General features: G+C 74.6%; 18 protein-coding genes and 1 tRNA gene. 17 read left to right on the top strand and 2 right to left on the bottom strand.

Translation table 11 applies throughout. The features are described from left to right. Window positions 1-68: 68 nt before the first annotated feature. Window positions 69-1184: a magnesium/cobalt transporter CorA gene (gene corA, locus ACI783_RS13980; protein WP_457141000.1), complete on the bottom strand. Its 1116-nt coding sequence runs from the start codon at window positions 1182-1184 to the stop codon at window positions 69-71. A 214-nt stretch (window positions 1185-1398) separates the two neighbouring features. Here corA and ACI783_RS13975 point away from each other — a divergent pair, with 214 nt between their 5' ends. From ACI783_RS13975 to ACI783_RS13945, 7 genes are all read left to right on the top strand, one after another. Beyond that, the gene (locus ACI783_RS13975) at window positions 1399-2043 is read left to right on the top strand and encodes a hypothetical protein (RefSeq protein ID WP_457140999.1); all 645 of its coding nucleotides are present in this window, start codon (window positions 1399-1401) and stop codon (window positions 2041-2043) included. Window positions 2044-2063: 20 nt separating this feature from the next. Beyond that, a complete protein-coding gene (metG, locus tag ACI783_RS13970) occupies window positions 2064-3887 on the top strand; it encodes a methionine--tRNA ligase (protein ID WP_457140998.1) in 1824 nt (607 codons plus the stop codon). Next, window positions 3884-4753: a TatD family hydrolase gene (locus tag ACI783_RS13965; protein WP_457140997.1), complete on the top strand. Its 870-nt coding sequence runs from the start codon at window positions 3884-3886 to the stop codon at window positions 4751-4753. The genes metG and ACI783_RS13965 overlap by 4 nt, the downstream gene beginning before the upstream one ends. 195 nt (window positions 4754-4948) lie before the next feature. Then, window positions 4949-5791 carry a hypothetical protein gene (locus tag ACI783_RS13960; RefSeq protein ID WP_457140996.1) on the top strand — a complete coding sequence of 281 codons (843 nt, stop codon included), beginning with the start codon at window positions 4949-4951 and terminating at the stop codon, window positions 5789-5791. Between the two features lie 341 nt (window positions 5792-6132). Continuing rightward, complete coding sequence (locus tag ACI783_RS13955) at window positions 6133-7230, top strand: ubiquitin-like domain-containing protein (RefSeq protein ID WP_457140995.1); 1098 nt, start codon at window positions 6133-6135, stop codon at window positions 7228-7230. Between the two features lie 115 nt (window positions 7231-7345). Further along, window positions 7346-8212 (top strand): 16S rRNA (adenine(1518)-N(6)/adenine(1519)-N(6))-dimethyltransferase RsmA, encoded by an 867-nt coding sequence (gene rsmA / locus ACI783_RS13950; RefSeq protein ID WP_457141034.1) that lies wholly within the window; start codon window positions 7346-7348, stop codon window positions 8210-8212. Window positions 8213-8244: 32 nt separating this feature from the next. Beyond that, window positions 8245-9213 carry a 4-(cytidine 5'-diphospho)-2-C-methyl-D-erythritol kinase gene (locus tag ACI783_RS13945; RefSeq protein WP_457140994.1) on the top strand — a complete coding sequence of 323 codons (969 nt, stop codon included), beginning with the start codon at window positions 8245-8247 and terminating at the stop codon, window positions 9211-9213. 78 nt (window positions 9214-9291) lie between these two features. Here ACI783_RS13945 and ACI783_RS13940 read toward each other — a convergent pair whose 3' ends face one another. Then, window positions 9292-9960, bottom strand: coding sequence for a TetR/AcrR family transcriptional regulator (locus ACI783_RS13940; RefSeq protein WP_457140993.1), 669 nt, complete (start codon window positions 9958-9960; stop codon window positions 9292-9294). A 169-nt stretch (window positions 9961-10129) separates the two neighbouring features. On the opposite strand from ACI783_RS13940, the gene ACI783_RS13935 reads away from it, so the two are divergent. From ACI783_RS13935 to ACI783_RS13890, 10 genes are all read left to right on the top strand, one after another. Next, window positions 10130-10205, top strand: a tRNA-Gln gene (locus tag ACI783_RS13935). 33 nt (window positions 10206-10238) lie between these two features. After that, on the top strand, window positions 10239-11768 hold the full coding sequence (gene glmU, locus ACI783_RS13930) for a bifunctional UDP-N-acetylglucosamine diphosphorylase/glucosamine-1-phosphate N-acetyltransferase GlmU (protein ID WP_457140992.1): 1530 nt from the start codon (window positions 10239-10241) through the stop codon (window positions 11766-11768). A gap of 10 nt (window positions 11769-11778) precedes the next feature. Continuing rightward, on the top strand, window positions 11779-12759 hold the full coding sequence (locus ACI783_RS13925; protein WP_457140991.1) for a ribose-phosphate diphosphokinase: 981 nt from the start codon (window positions 11779-11781) through the stop codon (window positions 12757-12759). 379 nt (window positions 12760-13138) lie between these two features. Further along, window positions 13139-13810 carry a 50S ribosomal protein L25/general stress protein Ctc gene (locus ACI783_RS13920; protein ID WP_457140990.1) on the top strand — a complete coding sequence of 224 codons (672 nt, stop codon included), beginning with the start codon at window positions 13139-13141 and terminating at the stop codon, window positions 13808-13810. 9 nt (window positions 13811-13819) lie between these two features. Next, the gene (gene pth / locus ACI783_RS13915) at window positions 13820-14467 is read left to right on the top strand and encodes an aminoacyl-tRNA hydrolase (protein ID WP_457141033.1); all 648 of its coding nucleotides are present in this window, start codon (window positions 13820-13822) and stop codon (window positions 14465-14467) included. Between the two features lie 183 nt (window positions 14468-14650). Next, on the top strand, window positions 14651-16186 hold the full coding sequence (locus tag ACI783_RS13910) for a sugar transferase (protein WP_457140989.1): 1536 nt from the start codon (window positions 14651-14653) through the stop codon (window positions 16184-16186). Window positions 16187-16419: 233 nt separating this feature from the next. Beyond that, window positions 16420-17724: a DUF1972 domain-containing protein gene (locus ACI783_RS13905; RefSeq protein ID WP_457140988.1), complete on the top strand. Its 1305-nt coding sequence runs from the start codon at window positions 16420-16422 to the stop codon at window positions 17722-17724. Beyond that, on the top strand, window positions 17721-18506 hold the full coding sequence (locus tag ACI783_RS13900; RefSeq protein ID WP_457140987.1) for a CDP-alcohol phosphatidyltransferase family protein: 786 nt from the start codon (window positions 17721-17723) through the stop codon (window positions 18504-18506). Before ACI783_RS13905 ends, ACI783_RS13900 begins: the two co-directional genes overlap by 4 nt. Next, complete coding sequence (locus ACI783_RS13895; RefSeq protein WP_457140986.1) at window positions 18503-19174, top strand: hypothetical protein; 672 nt, start codon at window positions 18503-18505, stop codon at window positions 19172-19174. The genes ACI783_RS13900 and ACI783_RS13895 overlap by 4 nt, the downstream gene beginning before the upstream one ends. 282 nt (window positions 19175-19456) lie before the next feature. Next, on the top strand, window positions 19457-22307 hold a 2851-nt coding region (locus tag ACI783_RS13890), incomplete at its 3' end, for a PKD domain-containing protein (protein ID WP_457140985.1).

Genomic DNA, 22307 nt, shown 5'->3' with positions numbered 1-22307 from the left:
ATGGCGCACCCATCACGGGTCAGTGATGCGTGCTCCATGGCGCAAACGGCGGAGCGGAGCGGGAGGGGTCAGATCCAGCCGTTGCGCTTGAAGCCGCGGTAGAGGCCGAAGCAGACGCCGACCATGAGCAGGAGCGCCGCCGGATAGCCCCACACCTGGTGCAGCTCGGGCATCACGTCGAAGTTCATCCCGTAGATCCCGGCGATGAGCGTGGGGGTCGCGATGATGCCGGCCCAGGCAGAGATCTTGCGCATGTCCTCGTTCTGCGCCACCGAGATGCGGGCCAGCGCCGCCTGCAGGATGTTCGACAGCAGCTCGTCGAGCCCGGCGACCTGGTCCCGGGTGCGCAGCGCGTTGTCCTGCACGTCGCGGAAGTACGAGCGCATGCCCTCCGGCACCAGCTCCAGTGGCCGGTCGGCCAGCGTGGACAGCGGCAGCTCCAGCGGGCCCACCGCCCGGCGCAGCTGCATCAGCTCGCGCTTGAGCTGGTAGATGCGCGGGGTGTCGTCGGTGCGGGCCGCGCTGAAGACCGAGACCTCGAGCTCCTCGACGTCGTCCTCGACCGCCTCGGCCACCTCGACGAAGTCGTCGACGACGTGGTCGGCGATGCCGTAGAGGACGGCGGCCGGGCCGAGGCAGAGCAGGTCCGGCTGCTGCTCCAGCGCCTTGCGCAGCCGGCTGAGCTCGCTGTGGTTGCCGTGCCGGACGGTGATCACGTGGTCGGCGCCGACGAACACCATGATCTCCCCGGTCATCACCACCTCGCTGGTGGCGGTCAGCTCGTCGTGCTCCACGTACCGCGCCGTCTTCAGCACCATGAACAGCGCGTCGTCGTAGCGCTCCAGCTTGGGCCGCTGGTGGGCGTAGACGGCGTCCTCCACGGCCAGCGGGTGCAGGCCGTAGTGCTCGCCGAGGGCGGTGAGCTCCTCCTCGGTGGGCTCGAACAGCCCCAGCCACACGTACCCGCCCTGCTCGCGGGCCACCGACAGCGCCTGGTCGGGAGACGTGTCGTGCCGCTCGCCCGCCACGTAGACGGCGCAGTCGACGACCGGGTCGGGGGTGTCGCGGGTCGACCGCCGTGGCAGCCGCGGCGCCCCGGCTGGCCGTGGGCGCACCGTCTCGGGGAGCGTCGCTGCCGGCGGGGCCCCGGCAGGTCGCTGGGTGCGGGGGTCGGTCTCGCTCACGGCTCTCCTCGAGTGGTCGTGGGGACGGCGGGTGGGCGCCGGCCGGACCCGGGCACGCCCCGCGTCGATGATCACCGCTGCGACACCGCGCCGCCCACCCGGGGCCGCGCCGGGGCCTCACCCCTCCGGGTGAGTGCTCGCCGATGGCGCTCGGGCGCCTGCCCGCAGGGGCCGACGGAACGGGTGACACCCGTCCCCGGCCCGGAGAGCTCCCGTGACCAGCGCAGTCCTCGACGTCCCCCGCCCGGCCCTCCGCCCGTCGGCACCGGTCGCGGCCCGCTCGCTGCGGCCGCCCGCCGCCGTGGTCGCCGCGGGGGGGCTGGCCGTGGTGGAGGCCCTCGGCCTGCTCGCCCTCGGCCTGGCCGCGCTGGACGGCGTCTTCGGCACCGGGGTGCGGCCCTCCGGGATCCTGGTGGCGGTCAGCCTGCTGCTGCTGGCCGGCTGGGTGGTGCTCGCCGCCGGTGGCGGGGCCAGCCTGGTCGACGGCGCGGGGCGGGGTCTGCTGGTCGGCGTCAGCTGCGCGGAGATCGCACTGCTGGCGGTGCTCGGCACCGCCGGACTGCTCGGCGCCGAGCTCACCGTGGCCGGGGGGCTGCCGCTGCCCGGCCTGGCGCTGGTCGCCCTGGGCGTGCCGACCGGGAAGCTGCTGCTGGCCACCAGCCCGTCGGCCGGGGCCTGGGTCGCCGCCGGTGGGCGCCCGCGCCCCGCGCAGCGCACCGTCCCCGTCGTCGAGCACCGCGGCCTCCGGCTGGTGACGGTCGCCTGCATCGGCCTGGCGCTCACCGCCGTCGCCCTGCTGGGTGCCTCCGCCGCGGAGGCCCCCGCGCCCAGCACCGCCGCCGTCGTCGACGCCCCCTGACCTCCCCGTACCCTCGTGCCGTGACTGATCGGCACATCCTCACCGCCGTCGCGTGGCCCTACGCCAACGGCCCACGGCACATCGGCCACGTCTCCGGCTTCGGCGTCCCCTCCGACGTGTTCAGCCGGTACCACCGGATGACCGGTGACCAGGTGCTGATGGTCAGCGGCACCGACGAGCACGGGACGCCGATCACCGTGGCCGCCGACGCCGAGGGCATCACCCCCCGGGAGATCGCCGACCGCAACAACCGGGTGATCGTGAACGACCTGGCGAGCCTCGGGCTGAGCTACGACCTGTTCACCCGGACGACGACGGCCAACCACCGCGCGGTGAGCCAGGAGATCTTCCTCGGCCTGCTGAAGAACGGCTACGTCTTCCCCAAGACCACGCTGGGCGCGATCAGCCCGTCGACCGGGCGCACCCTGCCCGACCGCTACATCGAGGGCACCTGCCCGATCTGCGGCTACGACGGCGCCCGCGGCGACCAGTGCGACAACTGCGGCAACCAGCTCGACCCGACCGACCTGGTCAACCCGGTGAGCCGGATCAACGGTGAGACGCCGAAGTTCGTCGAGAGCGAGCACTACTTCCTCGACCTGCCGGCGTTCACCCGCGCGCTCGGCGACTGGCTGGCCACCCGCAAGAGCTGGCGGCCCAACGTGCTCAACTTCAGCGTCAACCTGCTGGAGGACCTCAAGCCGCGCAGCTACACCCGCGACATCGACTGGGGTGTGCCGGTGCCGCTGGACGGCTGGCGCGACCGCAACGACAAGCGGATCTACGTGTGGTTCGACGCCGTGGTCGGCTACCTGTCGGCGTCCATCGAGTGGGCCCGCCGCTCCGGCGACCCGGAGGCGTGGCGGCAGTGGTGGCAGTCGCCGGACGCCGACGCCTACTACTTCATGGGCAAGGACAACATCGTTTTCCACTCCGAGATCTGGCCGGCCCAGCTGCTCGGGTACAACGGCGCCGGCGACAAGGGCGGCACGCCCGGTTCCTACGGTGCGCTCAACCTGCCCACCGAGGTGGTCTCCAGCGAGTTCCTCACCATGGAGGGGCGCAAGTTCTCCTCCTCGCGCAACGTGGTCATCTACGTGCGCGACTTCCTGTCCCGCTACGACGCCGACGCCCTGCGGTACTTCATCGCGGTGGCCGGGCCGGAGAACCAGGACACCGACTTCACCTGGGCGGAGTTCCTGCGCCGCAACAACGACGAGCTGGTCGCCGGCTGGGGCAACCTGGTCAACCGCACGGTGTCGATGGCGGCGAAGAACGTCGGCGCCGTCCCCACGCCCGGTGAGCTGACCGACGCCGACCGGGCGCTGCTGGCCACCACCTCCGGCGCCTTCGCACCGGTGGGCGAGCTGCTGGGGCGCAACCGGCAGAAGGCGGCGGCCACCGAGGCCATGCGGGTCGTCGGCGAGGCGAACAAGTACCTCTCGGACCAGGCGCCGTGGAAGCTCAAGGAGGACCCGGCCCGCCGGGACACCGTGCTGCACACCGCGCTGCAGGCGATCAAGGACTGCAACGCGTTGCTGACGCCGTTCCTCCCGCACTCCGCGCAACAGGTGCACGAGCTGCTCGGCGGCACCGGCCCCTGGTCGGTCGCGCCGAGCGTGGTGGAGACCGAGGACCTCGACGACGGCTCGCCGTACCCGGTCATCACCGGCGACTACGCCGCCGGGCAGGCGGTCTGGGCGTCCACGCCGCTGCCGCCGTCGGGCACCCCGCTGGCCCCGCCGAAGCCGGTGTTCACCAAGCTCGACGACTCGATCGTCGCCGACGAGCTCCGGCGGCTCGAGGAGGGCGGCCAGGGCGGCACGGGGAACGGCGAGGCATGAGCCGCTCGGCCGCGTCCCGGGCCAACCGCCGGGGTGAGCCGCCGCCGTCCCCGGAACCGCTGCCGGCGCCGGCGGTCGACAGCCACACCCACTTCGACATCGCCGTGGGCGGTGACGACCGGGCGCCCACCGACGCGGAGGTCGACGAGGCGGTCGCGGCGGCCGTGGCCGTCGGCGTCCCGCGGCTGGTGCAGGTCGGCGTGGACGTCGAGTCCTCGCGCTGGTCGGCCGAGCTGGCCGCCCGGCACCCGAACGTGCTGGCCGCGGTCGCGCTGCACCCCAACGACGCCGGGGCCGGTGCGGCCACCGAGGCGGCGCTGGCCGAGATCGACCGGCTGGCGGCGCAGCCACGGGTGCGGGCGGTGGGGGAGACCGGGCTGGACCGCTACCGCACCGGCGAGGACGGCTGGGCGGCCCAGGAGGCGTCGTTCCGGGCGCACATCGACATCGCCAAGCGGCACGGCACCGCTCTGGTCATCCACGACCGCGACGCGCACGAGCACGTGCTGCGCGTGCTGGAGGAGGAGGGCGCGCCCGAGCACACCGTGCTGCACTGCTTCTCCGGCGACGCCGCGTTCGCCCGGCAGTGCGTCGACCGGGGCTACGTGCTCTCCTTCGCCGGCACCCTCACCTTCGGCAGCGCCGGGTACCTGCGGGAGGCCGCGGCGCTGACCCCGCTGGACCAGCTGCTGGTGGAGACCGACGCCCCGTTCCTCACCCCGGCACCGTTGCGTGGCCGGCCCAACGCGGCCCGGCTGGTGCCGCACACGGTGCGGGCGCTGGCCGAGGTCACCGGCACCGACCTCGAGCAGCTGTGCGGCGCGCTCACCGCCACGGCGGAGCGTGTCTTCGGCCCGTGGCAGTAGCAGGGCGGCGTCGCCCGGACTGCTGAGCGGTCCAGCCCAGGTCGGGCACCGGCCCGAGCCGGACCGGTCGTCCCGTGGGGGTCCCCGGCGCGGACGAGGGCAGCGGCTCCGCGCACACCGGGAACGACACCTGGCAGCGGTGCGGTGCGGAGCACCGCGATGGACATGGTGGCGGTGTCGTCCGGAAGGACGACAATGGGCAACGTGGGTCGCCTCATCGCCGTCGTGCTGTTCATCGCCCTGATGGCACCCGCTGCGCTGCTCGTCCGGGCATGGGCGCACGCTGCCGGCCGTCGGGCCGTGGCCGCTGCCGCCGTGGCCTTCGTCCCGGTGAGCGCGGGGACGGCGACGGAGCTGCAGCGGCAGGCCGCGCACGGCCGCCGGGTGCGCCGGCTGGGTCTGCTGCTCGGCATCGCCGGGATCATCGCCTCGGTCGTGCTGCTCGCCGAGGCGTCGGTGTTCCTCTGGGTGCCGCTGCTGGTGGCCGGCCTGCTGGCCGGTGTGCTGCTGGCCGAGGCCACCCGGCCCTGCCCGCGCTGGGCCGTCGCCTCGCCGGCCCAGCGGCCGCGCCGGTCGGACCAGATCTCCCCCTGGCTGCTGTGGACGATGCGCGGCGCCGTCGCCGGGGAGGTGGCGATCGCGCTGCTGCTGCGCGACGACCTCGCGGAGCCGGTGCTGGTGGCGGCCCTGGTCGCGCCGCTGACCGGGTGGGTGCTGGCCGAGGCCGCGCTGCTGCGGGTACTGCTGCGGTCGCTGCCCGCCGAGGGCGCCGACGTGCCGGTCGACGAGGCGCAGCGCACCTGGACCGCGCACCTGGTGGTCGCGGCCGCCAGCGTGCTCGCGCTCCTCCCGGCGGGCGGGCTGCTGCTGCGGGCCGCCATCGACCTCGACGAGCGGGTCACCTCCGACGCCGGTGGGCTGGTGCCGGTGGCGCTGGTGGCCGGCGGCTTCTCCACCCTGGTGGCCGGGCTGGCGGTGGCCGGCTTCCTGGTCACCTGGCTGCGGCCGGTCCAGCAGCGCTCCCCGGCGCTGACCTGAGGCTCAACGGCTGCGCATCACTGTGCAGTTGCCCACGTGGCCTGCCGGTGGACGACGCGCGGACACGCCGTCCAGTCTCACGCCCCGTGTCGGCGTGCCTGCGAAGCGACGTGTCGACACGGTGATCTGCTGTTCCGGCACGGTTGTGTCAGCGAGCCCGTTCGTTATCGTGTCGTGACCGACAGCCGGGGTGGGGAACGCCCAGGTGGTCGTCCACCGCCCCGGGAGAGCCGGGACCACGACGACGACGGGTCCGCATGGTCCCGGGCGCCACCTCTCCGGTGGAGCCCACCGCCTGCTGCCCGGTTCCCCTGCCCGGGTCCTGTGAACCTGGATGTGTTGTGCGCCGATCGCTCCGAGTCAGCCTGTTCGCCCTGGTCCTGCTGGGCCTGGTCGGCGGCTCCGCCGCCTTCTACCTCGCCCAGAAGTCGGTGACCCTCACCATCGACGGCCAGTCGCGGGAGATCAGCACGTACGCCGGCACCGCCGGTGAGGTGCTCGCCGACGAGGGGCTGACGCCGGCCGCCCACGACGTGGTCCTGCCCACCGCGGACTCGGTGGTGCACGACGGGGACACCGTCGTGCTCAACCGGGCCCGCCCGCTGACGCTGACGGTCGACGGCGTGCGCAGCGAGGTGCTCACCACGGCCCTCTCGGTCGACGGCGCCCTGCAGGAGCTGGGCCTGCGCGGGGACGACCTGGTCCTCTCCGCCTCCCGCAGCGAGCGGGTGCCGCTGAACGGCATGGACCTGGCGATCAGCACCAGCAAGGACATCACCCTCATCGCCGACGGGCAGCACCGGACGCTCACCACGACCGCCGCCACCGCCGGCGACCTGCTCGCCGAGCAGGGGATCGCCCTGTCGGCGACCGACCGGATCTCGCTCTACCCCGACCAGCCGCTGCTGGACGCCATGGTGCTGCAGGTGACCCGGGTCCAGGTCGCCGAGGTCGTCGAGGTCCAGCCGGTCGACTTCGCCACCGTGGAGACCCCGGACCCGGACGTCGTCACCGGGCAGAAGACGGTGACCCAGGAGGGCGTCCCCGGCGAGCGGACCGTCACCTGGCGCGTCACCGTCACCGACGGCGTCGAGACCGGCCGCGAGCAGCTGTCCACCGCCGTCACCAGGGCCCCGGTCGACCAGCTGGTCACCGTCGGCACCAAGCCCCGGCCCGCCGGCACCGTCCCGGCGACCGCCGACGGGCTGAACTGGGCCGCGCTGGCCAAGTGCGAGTCCGGTGGGCGGGCCGACGCGGTCAGCGGCACCGGCAAGTACCGCGGCATGTACCAGTTCTCGACCAGCACCTGGGCCGCCGTCGGTGGCTCCGGTGACCCGGCCGCCGCCTCGGCCGAGGAGCAGACGATGCGGGCCCAGATGCTCTACGCGCGATCCGGTGCCGGTCAGTGGCCGCACTGCGGGCCCCGCCTGTTCGGCTGATGGAGGACCCCGCCGCCCTGGGAGGACCGTCCTCCCCCCACCGCCCGCACGCTCGGGGCGGTGTCCTGCAGAGGGTCGTGGGCGCTCTGGGCGGGCACCCGGAGCGGGGCCGGTCCTGAGCACCACACCCGAGCAGCCCGGCGGGCTGCTGGGCCCGGCCGCGATCCGCGAGCTGGCCCAGCAGCTCGACCTGCGCCCCACCAAGACCCTCGGGCAGAACTTCCTGCACGACGCCAACACGATCCGGCGGATCGTGCGCACGGCCGACCTCGCGCCCGACGACGTCGTCCTGGAGGTCGGCCCCGGCCTCGGCTCGCTGACCCTGGGTCTGCTCGGCGCCTGCGCGCACGTCACCGCGGTGGAGATCGACCCCCGGCTGGCCGACCAGCTCCCGCACACGGTGGCCGACCGGCTGCCCGAGCTGGCCGGGCGCCTCACCGTGGTCACCGCCGACGCGCTGCGGGTCGCCGAGCTGCCCGGCCCGCCGCCGACGGCCCTGGTCGCCAACCTGCCGTACAACGTCGCCGTGCCGGTGCTGCTGCACCTGTTGGAGCTGCTGCCCTCGCTGCGCAGCGCGCTGATCCTGGTGCAGGCGGAGGTCGCCGACCGGCTCGCCGCGGGGCCCGGCAGCCCCGCCTACGGGGTGCCCAGCGTGAAGGCCGCCTGGTACGCCGACGTCCGCCGGGCCGGCAACGTCCCCCGGCCGGTCTTCTGGCCGGTGCCCAACGTCGACTCCGGGCTGGTGGCGCTGACCCGCCGCCCGCAGCCGCCCGGTGACCGGGCCGCCACCTTCGCCGTCGTCGACGCCGCGTTCGCCACCCGGCGCAAGGGCCTGCGTGCGGCGCTGGCCCGCTGGGCGGGCAGCCCGGCCCTGGCCGAGCAGCGGCTGCGCGCCGCCGGCATCGACCCCACCACCCGGGGCGAGCAGCTCTCCGTCGAGCAGTTCGCCCGGCTCGCCGCGACCGACCCGGTGGGCGGGTAGCGGATGCCGGCGACGACGGGCAGGGTGCTCCGGTGAGCAACGCGACCGCCGGTGGGCCCGGCCGGCTCGCCGGCAACGGTGCGGTGAGCGCCCGTGCGCCGGCCAAGATCAACGTGCACCTGGGCGTCGGGCCCCTGCGGCCCGACGGCTTCCACGAGCTGGAGACGGTGTTCCTGGCCGTCTCGTTGTTCGACACCGTCACCGTGCGCCCCGGCGACGGGCTGTCGCTGAGCCTGCGCGGGGAGGGCAGCGAGACCGGCCGCGGAGCCGGCACGGTGCCGACCGACCGGGGCAACCTGGTGTGGCAGGCGGCGGAGCTGCTGGCCCGGCACGCCGGGGTGCGACCCGACGCCCACCTGGAGATCGACAAGTCGATCCCGGCCGCGGCCGGGCTGGCCGGGGGCAGCGCCGACGCCGCCGCCGCGCTGGTGGCCCTGGACGCGCTCTGGGGCACCCACGCGACCCGCGGCGACCTGGCCCGGCTCGCCGCCGAGCTGGGCAGCGACGTCCCCTTCAGCCTGCTCGGCGGCGTAGCGCTGGGCACCGGGCGGGGGGAGCAGCTGTCCCCGGTGCTGGCCCGTCGCCGGTGGGACTGGGTGCTCGGCATCGCCGGCGAGGGCCTGTCCACGCCGACGGTCTTCCGGGAGCTCGACGACATGCGGGCGGCCGGGGCCGTACCGGACGGCGAGGCCGGGGCCGGCACCGAGCCGGTCATCGCCGCCCTGCGGAGCGGACCGCCGTCGGCGCTGGCCGCGGTGCTCGGCAACGACCTGCAGGCCCCGGCGCTGCGACTGCGGCCCGGGCTCCGCCGGGCGCTGCGCGCCGCCACCGAGGCCGGTGCCCGCGCCGCGCTGGTCAGCGGCTCCGGCCCGACCGTCGCCGCGCTCGCCGAGGACTCCGACGCCGCCGTGGCGCTGGCCGCGCAGCTGGCCGGCGCCGGCGTGTTCCGGACGGTCCGCGCGGTGCACGGGCCGGTCCACGGGGCCCGCCTGGTCGGTTGAAGGCGAAAGGCCCTCCTGCCCCCCACCGCTCGCAGGCTCGCGGCGGGCCCCTGCAGGAGGGCCGGGGACGGGGCCGGTTCAGCGGCGGTCGACGAGCCTCGGTTCCGGGTCCAGGTGGGACAACCCGTTGTAGGCGAGGTTGACCAGGTGGGTGGCCACCTCCCGCTTGTCCGGTGAGCGGGTGTCCAGCCACCACTGCCCGGTGAGCGCGACCATCCCGACCAGCGCCTGGCTGTAGAGCTCGGCCAGTCCCGGGTCGTAGCCGCGCAGCGCGAAGTTCTCGCCCAGGATGTGCTCCACCTTGCTGGCGACCTCGCTGATCAGCGAGGAGAAGCCGCCCTGGGTGCCGGCCACCGGGGAGTCGCGGACCAGCACCCGGAAGCCGTCGGTCTCCTCCTCGATGTAGTCCAGCAGCACCGACGCGGCCCGTTCGGTCAGCTCCCGCGGGTTCCCGCGGATCGACAGGGCGGAGGTGAAGCGGTCCAGCAGCTGCTGCATCTCCCGGTCGACGACGACCGCGTAGAGGCCCTCCTTGCCGCCGAAGTGCTCGTAGACGACGGGCTTGGAGACGTCGGCGCGCGCCGCGATCTCCTCGATCGAGGTGGCCTCGTAGCCGCGCTCGGCGAACAGCTCACGGCCCACGTCGAGCAGCTGCCTGCGCCGCTGGGCGCCGGTCATCCGCACCCGCGCACGGCCCGTGCCGCCGCCGGAGGGTTCGCTGCCGGCCGCCGGCCCCGGGGTGCTCATCGCCCCATGGTGCCCCGGGAGGCGCCGGCCGGGGCGGTCACCCGGTCCGCCTCGCGCGGCGGGTGCCGGGCGGTGGTGGATGCCCCGATCGGGGCGCGGCCCTACGCTCAGGACGGCCCCGGTCGCTCGCGACCGCCGGCCGTGCCACGCGCGCGGACCTCCGCGCGGATGGGGGATGGGGTAATCGGCAGCCCGCCGGCCTTTGGAGCCGGGAAGTCTCGGTTCGAGTCCGAGTCCCCCAGCCAGCGCACACCCCCGCACCCCTGCCGAGGAGACCCGTGAGCCCGTCCGACCCCCGTGCCGCCGTCGGCGCCGTCATCGTCCTCGCCGCCGGGCAGGGCACCCGGATGCGCTCGCGCACGCCCAAGGTGCTGCACGAGATCGGCGGCCGCAGCCTGCTCGGGCACGTCCTCGCCGCGGCCGAGCCGCTGGGCGCGACGCAGACGGTCGTCGTCGTCGGGTCCGGGCGCGAGGCCGTCGAGGAACACCTGGCCCGGACCGCGCCGCTGGCCCGGCCGGTCGTGCAGGAGGAGCAGCGGGGCTCCGGCCACGCCGCCGCCGTCGCCCTCGACGCGCTGCCCGGGCTCACCGGCTCGGTGGTCATCCTGAACGGCGACGCCCCGCTGGTGCGCCCGGAGACGCTCAGCGGGCTGGTCGCCGCACACTCCGCCGCGGGCGCCGTCCTCACCGTGCTCACCGCCGAGGTCGACAACCCGACCGGCCTCGGGCGGATCGTCCGGGACGACGACGGCGCGGTGCGGGCCATCGTCGAGGAGAAGGACGCCGACGCCGCGCAGCGGGCCATCACCGAGGTCAACGCCGGGGTCTACGTCGGTGACGCCGCCGCCGTCCGGGAGGCGTTGACCCGGGTCGGCTCGGCCAACCAGCAGGGTGAGCAGTACCTCACCGACGTGCTCGGCCTGCTCGTCGCCGACGGGCGGCCGGTCGCCGGGCACCGGGCCGACGACCCGGACGACACCCTGGGCTGCAACGACCAGCGGGAGCTGGCCGCCCGCCGCCGCACGCTCAACGACCGGGTGCTCGACCGGTTGATGCGGGCCGGTGTCGTCGTCGTCGACCCGCTGACCACGTGGGTCGACGTCACCGTCGAGGTCGCCGCCGAGGCCGTGCTGCACCCCGGCACGCAGCTGCTGGGGGCCACCACCGTCGCCGCCGGCGCGGTCGTCGGCCCGGACACCACCCTCGTCGACACCGAGGTGGGGGAGGGCGCCTCCGTGGTCAGGTCGCACGTCCACCTGGCCGAGATCGGCCCGGAGGCCTCCGTCGGGCCGTTCAGCTACCTCCGCCCCGGCTCGCGGCTGGCCCGCAAGGCCAAGGTGGGGGCCTACGTCGAGACGAAGAACGTCCAGCTCGGTACGGGATCGAAGGTGCCGCACCTGTCCTACGTGGGCGACGCGACGATCGGCGAGGGCACCAACATCGGCGCCGCCACCGTGTTCGTCAACTACGACGGCGTGGCCAAGCACCACACCACCGTGGGCGACCACGTCCGGATCGGCTCCGACACCATGCTCGTGGCGCCGGTCACCGTCGGGGACGGCGCCTACACCGCCGCCGGCTCCGTCATCACCGGCGACGTCCCCCCGGGTGCCATGGGCGTGGCCCGGGCCACTCAGCGGAATGTGGCAGGCTGGGTGAGTCGCAGGCGCCCGGGATCCCCCGCGGCGCAGGCCGCGGAAGCGGCGCAGCGATCAGCAGCACCGGCCGCGGACGCGGCGGGCGCAGGACCGATCCCGATCACGGACGAGGGCACCACCCCGTCCGCTGGCTCGGGGGCCGACCAGTAGGGGCGGGGCAATGAGCGCCATCCGGCAGACCACCAACAAGAGCCTGATGCTCTTCTCCGGGCGCGCGTACCCGGAGCTGACCGACGAGATCGCCGGGCACCTGGGCGTCACCGCGACCCCGACCGCGGCCTACGAGTTCGCCAACGGCGAGCTGTTCGTGCGCTTCGAGGAGTCGGTGCGCGGGTGCGACGCCTTCGTGGTGCAGAGCCACACGGCGCCGATCAACACCTGGCTCATGGAGCAGCTGATCATGGTCGACGCGCTCAAGCGCGCCTCGGCCAAGCGGATCACCGTCGTCGCGCCGTTCTTCCCCTACGCCCGGCAGGACAAGAAGCACCGCGGTCGCGAGCCCATCTCCGCCCGGCTGGTCGCCGACATGTTCAAGACCGCCGGCGCCGACCGGCTGATGACCGTCGACCTGCACACCGCGCAGATCCAGGGCTTCTTCGACGGGCCGGTCGACCACCTGTTCGCCATGGACCTCCTCATCGAGGAGGTCAAGCGCAAGTGGGGGCACTGCGACCTCACCGTCGTCTCCCCGGACTCCGGGCGGGTCCGCGTCTCCGAGCGGTGGAGCGACAAGCTCGGGGGCACCCCGCTCGCCTTCATCCACAAGACCCGCGACGTCACCCGGCCCAACGAGGTCGTCGCCAACCGCGTCGTCGGTGAGGTCGAGGGCCGGGTCTGCATCCTGGTCGACGACATGATCGACACCGGCGGCACCATCGCCAAGGCCGCCGAGACGCTCTTCGAGGCCGGCGCCGCCGACGTGATCATCGCCGCGACCCACGGCGTGCTCTCCGGCCCGGCCGTCGACCGGCTCAAGAACAGCCGGGTCAGCGAGGTCATCGTCACCAACACGCTGCCGATCGAGCCGGCCCGCCAGTTCGACAAGCTCACCGTGCTCTCCATCGCCCCGCTGCTCGGCCGGGCGATCAAGGAGGTCTTCGAGGACGGCTCGGTGACCAGCCTCTTCGGTGGCGCCAGCTAACTGGCGACCCTCCGGGCCGCACCGCGGCCAGGAGCCGTTCCCCTGGTGAGCTGAGCCGTTGGCCGCGGCGGTGGCAGGGACCCTCCGGGCCCCGTGCCTCCGCCGCGGACGGACCCACCCGCAGCTCCCGGCGGGAGCCTCCGGCCCCGCGCCGGCTGCTGCGGAGCCCCTCCGGGGCGAGGGTCCGGGGATCCTCCGCTGGTCGCCTCCGCGTCCCCGGCTCCGGCCGGGGCATCGCTCGACCTGCCTCGTGTAACCTCTACCGAGTTGCCCGGCGAGGGAGCGGTTCTCCGACTCCGTTATCGACGTGCGTGTGCTCCTCAGGGTGTGCTGCGCGCCGAGCGCCGGCCCCCGACCACTGATCTAGGAGCACACCACCGTGGCTGACTTCCGCCTCGTCGCCGAGCCCCGTACCGAGTTCGGCAAGGGCAGCGCGCGCCGCACCCGCCGGGCCGGCCGCGTCCCCGCCGTCATGTACGGGCACGGCCAGGACGTCGTCCACCTGTCCGTGCCTGCCCTCGAGTTCGCCGCGGTGCTGCGCAACGGCGGCACCAACGCGCTGATCACCGTCACCCTGGACGGCAAGGACCAGCTCGTGCTGATCAAGGCCGTGCAGCGCGACCCGCTGACCCGCGTGCACGAGCACGTCGACCTCGTGGTCGTCCGCCGGGGCGAGAAGGTCACCGTCGACGTGCCGGTCCTCATCACCGGCCAGGCGGCCCCCGACGCGATCAGCAACCACCAGCTGAACGCCGTCTCCCTCGAGGCCGACGCGACGAACCTGCCCGAGTCGATCGAGGTGGACATCACCGGCCGGGGCGCGGGGGAGAACATCACCGCCGCCGACCTCACCCTGCCGGCCGGCGCGACGCTGATCACCGACCCGGAGGCGCTGGTCATCGGCTTCCTGGGCGCGCCGTCGGCGGCCGAGCTCGAGGCCGACCTGGGCACCGAGGCGACCGACGCCCCCGAGGGCGACATCGTCCCCGAGCCGCTGGACCAGGGCAGCGGTGAGTCGATGGACTCCGCCGAGAAGTCCAGCGACGACTGAGGCGATCCGCTGACCGAGAGCACGACCCGCAGGGGCGCCGGCGCTGCCGGCGCCCCTGCGGCGTCTCCCGTCTCCGAGGGCCCGTTCCTCGTCGTCGGGCTGGGCAACCCCGGCCCCGGCTACGCCGGCAACCGGCACAACGTCGGCGCGATGGTGCTGGCCGAGCTGGCCGCCCGGGCCGGGGTGAAGCTGTCGGCCGGCAAGGGGCCGCGCGCCCGGGCGCTGTCCGGTGAGGGGCGCCTGGCCGGCCGCCGGGTCGTCCTCGCCCAGCCGCTCACCTACATGAACGAGTCCGGCGGTCCGGTGCGCGGGCTGCTGGACTACCACCACCTCCCCGCCACCGACCTCGTCGTCGTGCACGACGAGCTGGACCTCGACTTCGAGGTGGTGCGGCTCAAGCGCGGCGGGGGAGAGGGCGGGCACAACGGGCTGCGCTCCATCACCCGCTCCACCGGGACCAAGGACTACCTGCGCGTGCGCGTCGGCATCGGTCGCCCGCCCGGGCGCCAGGACCCCGCCGACTTCGTGCTCAAGGACTTCTCCGCCACCGAGCGCAAGACGCTGGACCTGCTGGTCGCGGAGGCCGCCGACGCCACCGAGCTGCTCCTGGAGCGCGGCCTGGAGGCCGCGCAGAACGTGGTGCACCCCCGCAGCTGAACGACCGGTCACCCCTGCCCGGTGCAGACGGGTGACTCCGGCGTCCCAACGGGTGAACGTCCCCCCGCCCGATTGCTGACGGCGGTGACTTCCTGTGATCGTCACTGTGCGTTGCTGCAGAGGTCGCTCGTGGGCCACCTACACCCGTTCGAGCCGGTCCCGCCCGCAGCGACCGCACGCTGAGTGAGCGAGATCGACCGTCTGGGGGGAACGTTGCTGCTGCTGCGCACCGAGTCCACGGAGGCCGTGCCCGCCCTCGTGCCGTCCCCGCGCGCGGACGGCGACGCGCTCGTCCCCCAGCTGACCGCCGCCCCGCGGGCGGACCGCCCCCGGGCATCCTGGGTCCGCCGGCACCGGCTCCGCCTGATCGGCGTCGAGGCCGGCCTGGCGGCCGCCGCCGGCACCGCCGTGCTGGTCGCCCGGGACGGCGCCACCGGCGGCGCGCTGTGGTGGGCCTGCCTGTCGCTGGTGGTCGTCTGGCCGCTGCTGCTGGGCGCCACTGGCGCGCACCAGGAGCGGTTCTTCGGCGTGGGCAGCGACGAGTTCCGGCGCATCGGCCGCGCCGGCCTGCTGCTGCTCGCCGGCCTCGGCTTCGTCAGCTACGCCGCCGCGCTCGAGCTCAGCCGGGCCCTGGTCGTCCTCGCCGTCCCGCTGCTGACGCTGGCGACCCTCGTCGCCCGGTACGCCGCCCGCCGCAGGCTGCACCGGCGCCGCCTGCGCGGTGAGTGCGGCAAGCGGGTGGTGGTGGTCGGCCGCGGCGGCGCCGCGCTGGAACTGGTCGACCGGCTGCGCAGCACCGGTCACGCCGGGCTGGACGTCGTCGCCCTCTGCGTCACCCCAGGTGATCGCGACCGGGTGGGCCGGGCCACCGACCTGCCGGTCGCCGGGCTGGACGACGTCGTCGCGACCGCCGCGCGGACCGGTGCCGACACCGTCGCGGTGACGTCGGCCTCGGAGACCGCCGCCCAGTACCTGCGCTCGCTGTCCTGGCAGCTGGAGGGCACCGGGCTGGAGCTGCTCGTGGCCCCGGGCCTGGTCGAGGTGGCCGGTCCGCGGCTGCACATCCGCCCGTTCGACGGGTTGCCGCTGCTCGCGGTGGAGCAGCCCCGGTTCGAGGGGTGGCGGCGGGTGGTCAAGGGCGCCCTGGACCGCTCGGTCGCGCTGACCGCGCTGATCGCGCTGGCCCCGGTGTTCGCCGTCCTCGCGGTCGCCGTGCGGCTCTCCGGGCCCGGCCCGGTGTTCTTCCGCCAGCGGCGGGTGGGCGTCGGCGGCGCGGAGTTCACCATGCTCAAGTTCCGCAGCATGGTCGACGGAGCGCACCGCCAGGTCGCCGGGCTCTCCGACGGCAACGACGCCGACGGCCTGCTGTTCAAGATGCGCTCGGACCCCAGGGTCACACCGGTCGGCCGGTGGCTGCGCCGCCTCTCGCTGGACGAGCTCCCGCAGCTGGTCAACGTGCTCACCGGGTCGATGTCGCTGGTCGGGCCGCGTCCACCGCTGCCGGAGGAGGTCGCCCGCTACGACTCCTCGGTGAGCCGGCGCCTGCTCGTCCGCCCCGGGCTCACCGGGCTGTGGCAGATCTCCGGCCGCAGCGACCTCGCCTGGGACGAGGCGGTCCGGCTGGACCTCCGCTACGTGGAGAACTGGTCGCTGGCGCTGGACGCCCAGATCCTCTGGAAGACCGCCCGCGCGGTGGTCACCGCCAGCGGGGCCTACTGACCGCCGCGGCGACGGCCCCGGCCGGGTGACGGGACGCCCCGCGGGTCTTCCTCCCTCCGGGTGACGGCGGGCCCGGAGACGGCGACGCCGGCGTCCGGCCGGGGGATGGTCGGACCCGGAGCGGCCGGTACCAGGCACCGGCCCACCGTGTCCGGGCCCGGCCCGGACCCGGAACGAGGCGCCCCCGCCGAGAGGGCGCGACGCTCAGCACGGGAGAAACGGAGCCGCAGACCATGCCATCCAGGAGGTCGGATCCGCTCCGCATCGCGCTCGTCGGGACCCGCGGGGTCCCGGCCCGGTACGGCGGTTTCGAGACCGCCGTCGAGGAGGTCGGTCGCCGGCTGGCCGACGCCGGCCACGACGTCGTCGTCTACTGCCGGACGGCGGCCGACCAGCCGCGCCCGGCCACCCACCTGGGCATGCGCCTGGTGCACCTGCCGGCGCTGCGCCGCCGTTCGCTGGAGACGCTGAGCCACACCGGGCTGTCCGTGGCCCACCTGCTCGCCCACCGGGTCGACGCCGCCGTGGTGTTCAACGCGGCCAACGCCCCCTGGCTGCCGCTGCTGCGCGCCGCCCGGATCCCCGTCGCCACCCACGTGGACGGCCTGGAGTGGCAGCGCGCCAAGTGGGGTGGGGTGGGCAAGCGCTACTACCGCGTGGTCGAGGCGCTGTCGGTCCGGTGGTCCGACGCGCTCATCGCCGACGCGCAGGGCATCGCCGACTACTACCGCGACGAGTTCTCCGCGCCCACCGAGCAGATCGCCTACGGCGCCCCGAAGCTCGACGACCCGGCCGACGACAAGCTCACCGCGGCCGGCCTCACCGCCGGCGGTTTCCACCTGGTCGTGGCCCGCTTCGAGCCGGAGAACCACGTCGACGTCATCGTCGACGGGTACCGGCGCAGCGACGCACGGCTCCCGCTGGTCGTGGTGGGCTCGGCCCCCTACGCCGACGACTACACCCGCCGGGTGCACGCGCTCGCCGACGACCGGGTGCGGTTCCTGGGCGGGGTCTGGGACCAGGAGCTGCTCGACCAGCTCTACCGGCACTGCGCCACCTACCTGCACGGGCACTCGGTGGGCGGGACCAACCCCTCCCTGCTGCGCGCGATCGGCGCCGGTGCGGCCACCATCGCCTACGACGTCTCCTTCAACCGCGAGGTGCTGGAGACCAGCGGCCGCTACTTCCGCACCGCCGGCGACGTCGCCGCCGCCCTGGCCGAGTCCGAGGCCGACGTGGCCGGCACCCGGCGGCGGGGCAAGCGTGCCCGGCTGCTGGCGGCCCGCTACGACTGGGACCACGTCGCCGCGGCCTACGAGGCGCTGTGCCAGCGGCTCGCGACCCGGGACTTCCCGCGCTCCCGGCCCAGCGGCCGCCGACTGCGGCTCGGCCCCGCGGCCGCCCCGGGCGAGCCGGTCGCCACCCCGCGGCCCGCCGTGCCACCGGTGTCGCCGACCCCCCGGGCCTCGACCGAGTACGCGCCGGGGGCGGCGTCCGCCGCGGCCGACGCACCCGCCGCCCGGTCGGCCGGGTCATGAGCGCGACCCTGGACCACCCCGTGCCGTCGGGCCCCACCCGACCCCGCCCGGACGGGGAGACGCTGCGGGAGACGCTCGACCGCCTGGGGTCGGCGCAGAAGGGCGCCACGGGCGCGCCTGCGTACTCCCGCTTCGTCAACCGCAAGCTGGGTCGGGTGCTGGCCGCGCTGGCCTTCCATGCCCGGCTCACGCCGAACGGCGTGACCGGCATCAGCGCGCTGTTCACCTTCACCGGCGTCGCCGTGCTGGCGCTCGTCGCGCCCTCGTGGTGGACGGGCGTGCTGGTCGCCGGCTGCCTGGTGGTCGGCTACGCGTTCGACTCCGCGGACGGGCAGCTCGCCCGTCTGCGCGGCGGTGGCTCCCCGGCGGGGGAGTGGCTGGACCACATGGTCGACGCCGCGAAGATCGCCAGCCTGCACCTGGCCGTGCTGGTCGGCTGGTACCGCTTCGAGTACGTCGAGCGGGGCACCTGGCTGCTGCTGCCGCTGGGCTTCTCGGTCGTGTCGGTGGTGCTGTTCTTCGCCACCCTGCTCAACGAGGCGCTGCGGGCCCAGCACGGTGCCCGCACCCGCGCGGCCCGCACCGCGGGCGAGCGGCCGAGCGTCCTGCGCTCGCTGCTCGTGGTGCCCACCGACTACGGGTTGCTCTGCCTGGTGTTCGCGCTGCTGGGGGCGCCGGCGGTCTTTCTCCCGGCGTACGTCCTGCTGCTGCTGGCCACCGCCGCGTACCTCGGTCTGGCCTGCGTCCGGTGGTTCGGTGAGATGGAGAGGCTGGCCCGGTGAGCGACGCGGACCCCGTCCCGACCGGAGCCGGTCGATCGCGCGGCGCGGTGGTGGCCGCGGTGGTGGTCGCCGCCCTCGTCGTCGCCGCGGTCGTCCTGGCCCTGACCTCCGGCGGAGGGGGCGGTCCGGCGCCGGCCGCGTCGCCGAGCACCCCGAGTGCGACCCCGACCAGCGCCGCGGCCACCGACACCCCGGAGCCCGGTGCCGCGACCACGGAGCCCTCGGCTCCGGCGGAACCGGCGGAACCGGCGGCGCCCGTGGACGGGGTCCCGGCCACCGTCGCGCCGGTCGCACTGGACGAGGAGGCGACCTCCGGCGACGGCGTGGTGGCCACGCTGTCGGCGATCGAGGCGGTGGAGGCGTCGGGGACCGGGCCGGGGAACATCGCCGGTCCCGCGTTGCGGGTCACCGTGCGGATCGCCAACCGGACCGACGACGCGATCTCGCTCGACGGGGTCGAGGTCACCCTCACCCACACCGCGGAGGAGCTGCCCGGCTCGCCGGTCGACGATGCCGCCGTCTCCCCGCTGCGCGGGCAGCTGGCAGCTGGGAGCTCCGCCGAGGGGACCTACGTCTTCTCCGTACCGGCCGACCAGCGGGAGGTCGTCCGGGTGCTGGTGGGTCACTCGGCGGGCGCACCGCTGCTGGTCTTCGCCGGCGCGGTCTGATCCCGTCAGCACCTGGGCGCTGACCGCCCAGCTCGCCCCACGGCCCCCCGGTCACCGACCGGGGGGCCGTGCTGGTGTCGCACCCTGATCACGTCCCGAAGTTGGTCACTCACCGTATGTCAGCTCATTGCTCGGAGGAGTGGTGACCTGCACGGACTGTCACCGGTTCAGGGGATGCCGCCCCCTTCCTGGTCACGCTTAGTGTTCGAGCGCTGCTCTGGACGCTAGGCCTGAGCAACCTCTGGACGAGTGGGGAACGGAATGTCTGCACGTGTGGCGGCGATGCCCAGAGCGGTGCTGGCCGGGCTGCTCAGCCTCTTGATGGTCGCCGGTGCCCTGGGCGGGCTCCTCAGCGGAACCGCGCGTGCGGACTCGGCCCCGCTCGACCCGACCGATCCGCTGTCGCCCGCGACGGTGACCGCTGACGGGCTGCCGACGGTGCAGATCGACGGCGTCGCCTGGGCGCAGGCCGTGGTCGGCACCACCGTCTACGTCGGCGGCCGGTTCTCCTCCGCCCGCCCGGCCGGGGCGCCGGCGGGCAGCCAGGAGACCACCCGCAACAACCTGCTGGCCTACGACATCCGCACCGGCAACCTGATCACCTCCTTCGCGCCAGACCTCAACGGCCAGGTGCTCGCGGTGACCGCCTCCCCGGACGGCAAGCGCCTCTACGTCGGCGGCGACTTCACCACCGCCAACGGCCAGGACCGCTACCGCGTCGCCGCCTACGACACGGCGACCGGCGCCCTGGTCCCGGACTTCCGCCCGATCGCGGGCTACCAGGTCGCGGCCATCGCGGCCACCGACTCGACCGTCTACCTCGGCGGCGGGTTCTCCTCGATGAACGGATCCCCCCGGACCCGGCTGGCCGCCGTGCGCGCCTCCGACGGCAGCCTGCTGCCGTGGGCACCGGTGGCCGGGGCCGGCGTCAACAAGGACGGCAGGACGGCGGCCAACTACTCGGTCACCGGCATCGTGCTGCCCCGCGACGGCGGCAACGTCGTCGTCAGCGGCCGGTTCGGCTCGCTGAACGGGGTCCGGACCACCGGCATCGGCTCGGTGGACGCGATCACCGGCGACACCCTGCCCTTCGCGGTCGGCGGCATGGTCACCAACCAGGGCGACAACGCGGCGGTCTACAGCCTCTCCACCGACGGCACGAACGTCTACGGCACCGGCTACGACTACAACGGCCCCGGCAACGTCGAGGGCACCTTCGCCGCGGACGCGGCCACCGGTGAGCTGGTCTGGATGGCCGACTGCCACGGTGACTCGTACTCGTCGGTCCCGCTGGGCGGCGTCGTCTACGTGGCCGGCCACCCGCACGTCTGCAGCAACATCGGCGGCTTCCCCGAGGCGAACCCGCGGCTCTCGCAGTACTCGCTGGCGCTCAGCGCGGCGCCCAGCGGCACCACCGTCGGCAACGCGACGTTCAACAACGACCCGGCGTTCCGGGGCAAGCCCGCCCCCCGCATCCTCGACTGGTGGCCGACCTTCCTCTCCGGCACCGTCACCGGGCAGGGACAGGCCGGGTGGTCGGTGGCCGGCAACAGCCAGTACGTCGTGTTCGCCGGGGAGTTCCCGGGCGTGAACAACAAGGCGCAGGCCGGCCTGGTCCGCTTCGCGGTCCCCAGCCTCGCGCCCAACGCCATCGGGCCGGACAGCAGCGCGGGGCTGACCCCCACCGTCAGCTCGTTCGCCGCCGACTCCGCCCGGGTCAGCTGGTCGACCACGACCGACCGGGACAACGCCAACCTGACCTACTCGGTCCACCGCAGCGACCGGCCCGGTACGCCCGTGTACCAGACCACCGCCGCCTCGGTGTACCGGCTGCCGGCCCAGCGGCTGGGCTTCCTGGACACCGAGGTCACCGCGGGGCAGACCTACGACTACCGGGTGACGGCGTCCGACCCGTTCGGCAACACCGTCTCCAGCGGCACCACCTCGGTCACCGTCGCCACGACCGGCTCGCTGGGCGGCGCCTACGCCCGGACCGTCCGCAACGACGGGGCGACCAACTACTGGCGGCTCGGTGAGCGGTCCGGCAGCACCGCCTACGACCAGGGTCTGGCCGGGCTGGACCTGAGCACCGGCAGCGGCGTGACCCGGGGTCGGTCGGGGGCGCTGACCGGGGACACCGACACCGCCTACCAGTTCAGCGGCAACTTCACCGGCCTGGCCAGCACGCAGACCGCCGTGCCCGGCCCGGACACGTTCACGATCGAGACGTTCGTCCGCACCACGACGACCTCGGGTGGCAAGCTCGTCGGCTTCGGCAGCTCGCGCACCATGGCGACCAGCAGCAACTACGACCGGCACCTGTACCTGGACCGGTCCGGCCACCTGTACTTCGGCGTCTACCCCGGGGCCGAGCGGACGCTCCGGAGCACCAGCCGGGTCAACGACGGTCAGTGGCACCAGGTCGTCGCCACCCTCTCCTCGCAGGGGATGGCCCTCTACGTCGACGGGGAGCTCGTGGGCTCCCGGGCCGACACGACCTCCGCGCAGGCCTACAGCGGCTACTGGCGGCTGGGCGGGGACTCCACCTGGGGCGGCAACGGCACCTGGTTCAACGGGCAGCTGGACGAGGTCGCGATCTACCCGACCGCGCTGACCGCCGAGCAGGTGGCCGCGCACCACACGGCAGCCACCACCGGCAAGGCGCCGAACCTGGCGCCGACGGCGGCCTTCACCTCCTCGGCCGACCAGCTGGCGGTCTCGCTCGACGGGTCGTCCTCCAGTGACCTGGACGGGCGGGTCGTGTCCTGGGCGTGGGAGTTCGGGGACGGGGCCACCGGGTCGGGGGCGACGGCGTCGCACACCTACGCGGCGGCGGGCAGCTACCCGGTGACGCTGACGGTGACCGACGACCAGGGGGCCACGTCCTCCACCACCCGCACCCTCACGGTGACCGCGCCCCCACCGAACGTCGAGCCCACCGCGGCCTTCACGGTGACCACCGCGCAGCTCACCGCCTCCCTCGACGGGTCGTCCTCCAGTGACCTGGACGGGCGGGTCGTGTCCTGGGCGTGGGAGTTCGGGGACGGGGCCACCGGGTCGGGGGCGACGGCGTCGCACACCTACGCGGCGGCGGGCAGCTACCCGGTGACGCTGACGGTCACCGACGACGAGG

Source organism: Modestobacter sp. SYSU DS0511, assembly GCF_054050755.1.
The sequence above is the reverse complement of the archived record's forward strand: the minus strand, read 5'-3'. Positions and strand labels throughout refer to the sequence as shown.

Bases quoted from the DNA above. Each gene is read 5' to 3' on its own strand.
- ACI783_RS13965 (WP_457140997.1), top strand. From the start codon at position 3,884: ATGAGCCGCTCGGCCGCGTCCCGGGCCAACCGCCGGGGTGAGCCGCCG.
- ACI783_RS13960 (WP_457140996.1), top strand. From the start codon at position 4,949: ATGGGCAACGTGGGTCGCCTCATCGCCGTCGTGCTGTTCATCGCCCTG.
- ACI783_RS13940 (WP_457140993.1), bottom strand. From the start codon at position 9,960: ATGAGCACCCCGGGGCCGGCGGCCGGCAGCGAACCCTCCGGCGGCGGC.
- ACI783_RS13925 (WP_457140991.1), top strand. From the start codon at position 11,779: ATGAGCGCCATCCGGCAGACCACCAACAAGAGCCTGATGCTCTTCTCC.
- ACI783_RS13905 (WP_457140988.1), top strand. From the start codon at position 16,420: ATGCCATCCAGGAGGTCGGATCCGCTCCGCATCGCGCTCGTCGGGACC.
- ACI783_RS13900 (WP_457140987.1), top strand. From the start codon at position 17,721: ATGAGCGCGACCCTGGACCACCCCGTGCCGTCGGGCCCCACCCGACCC.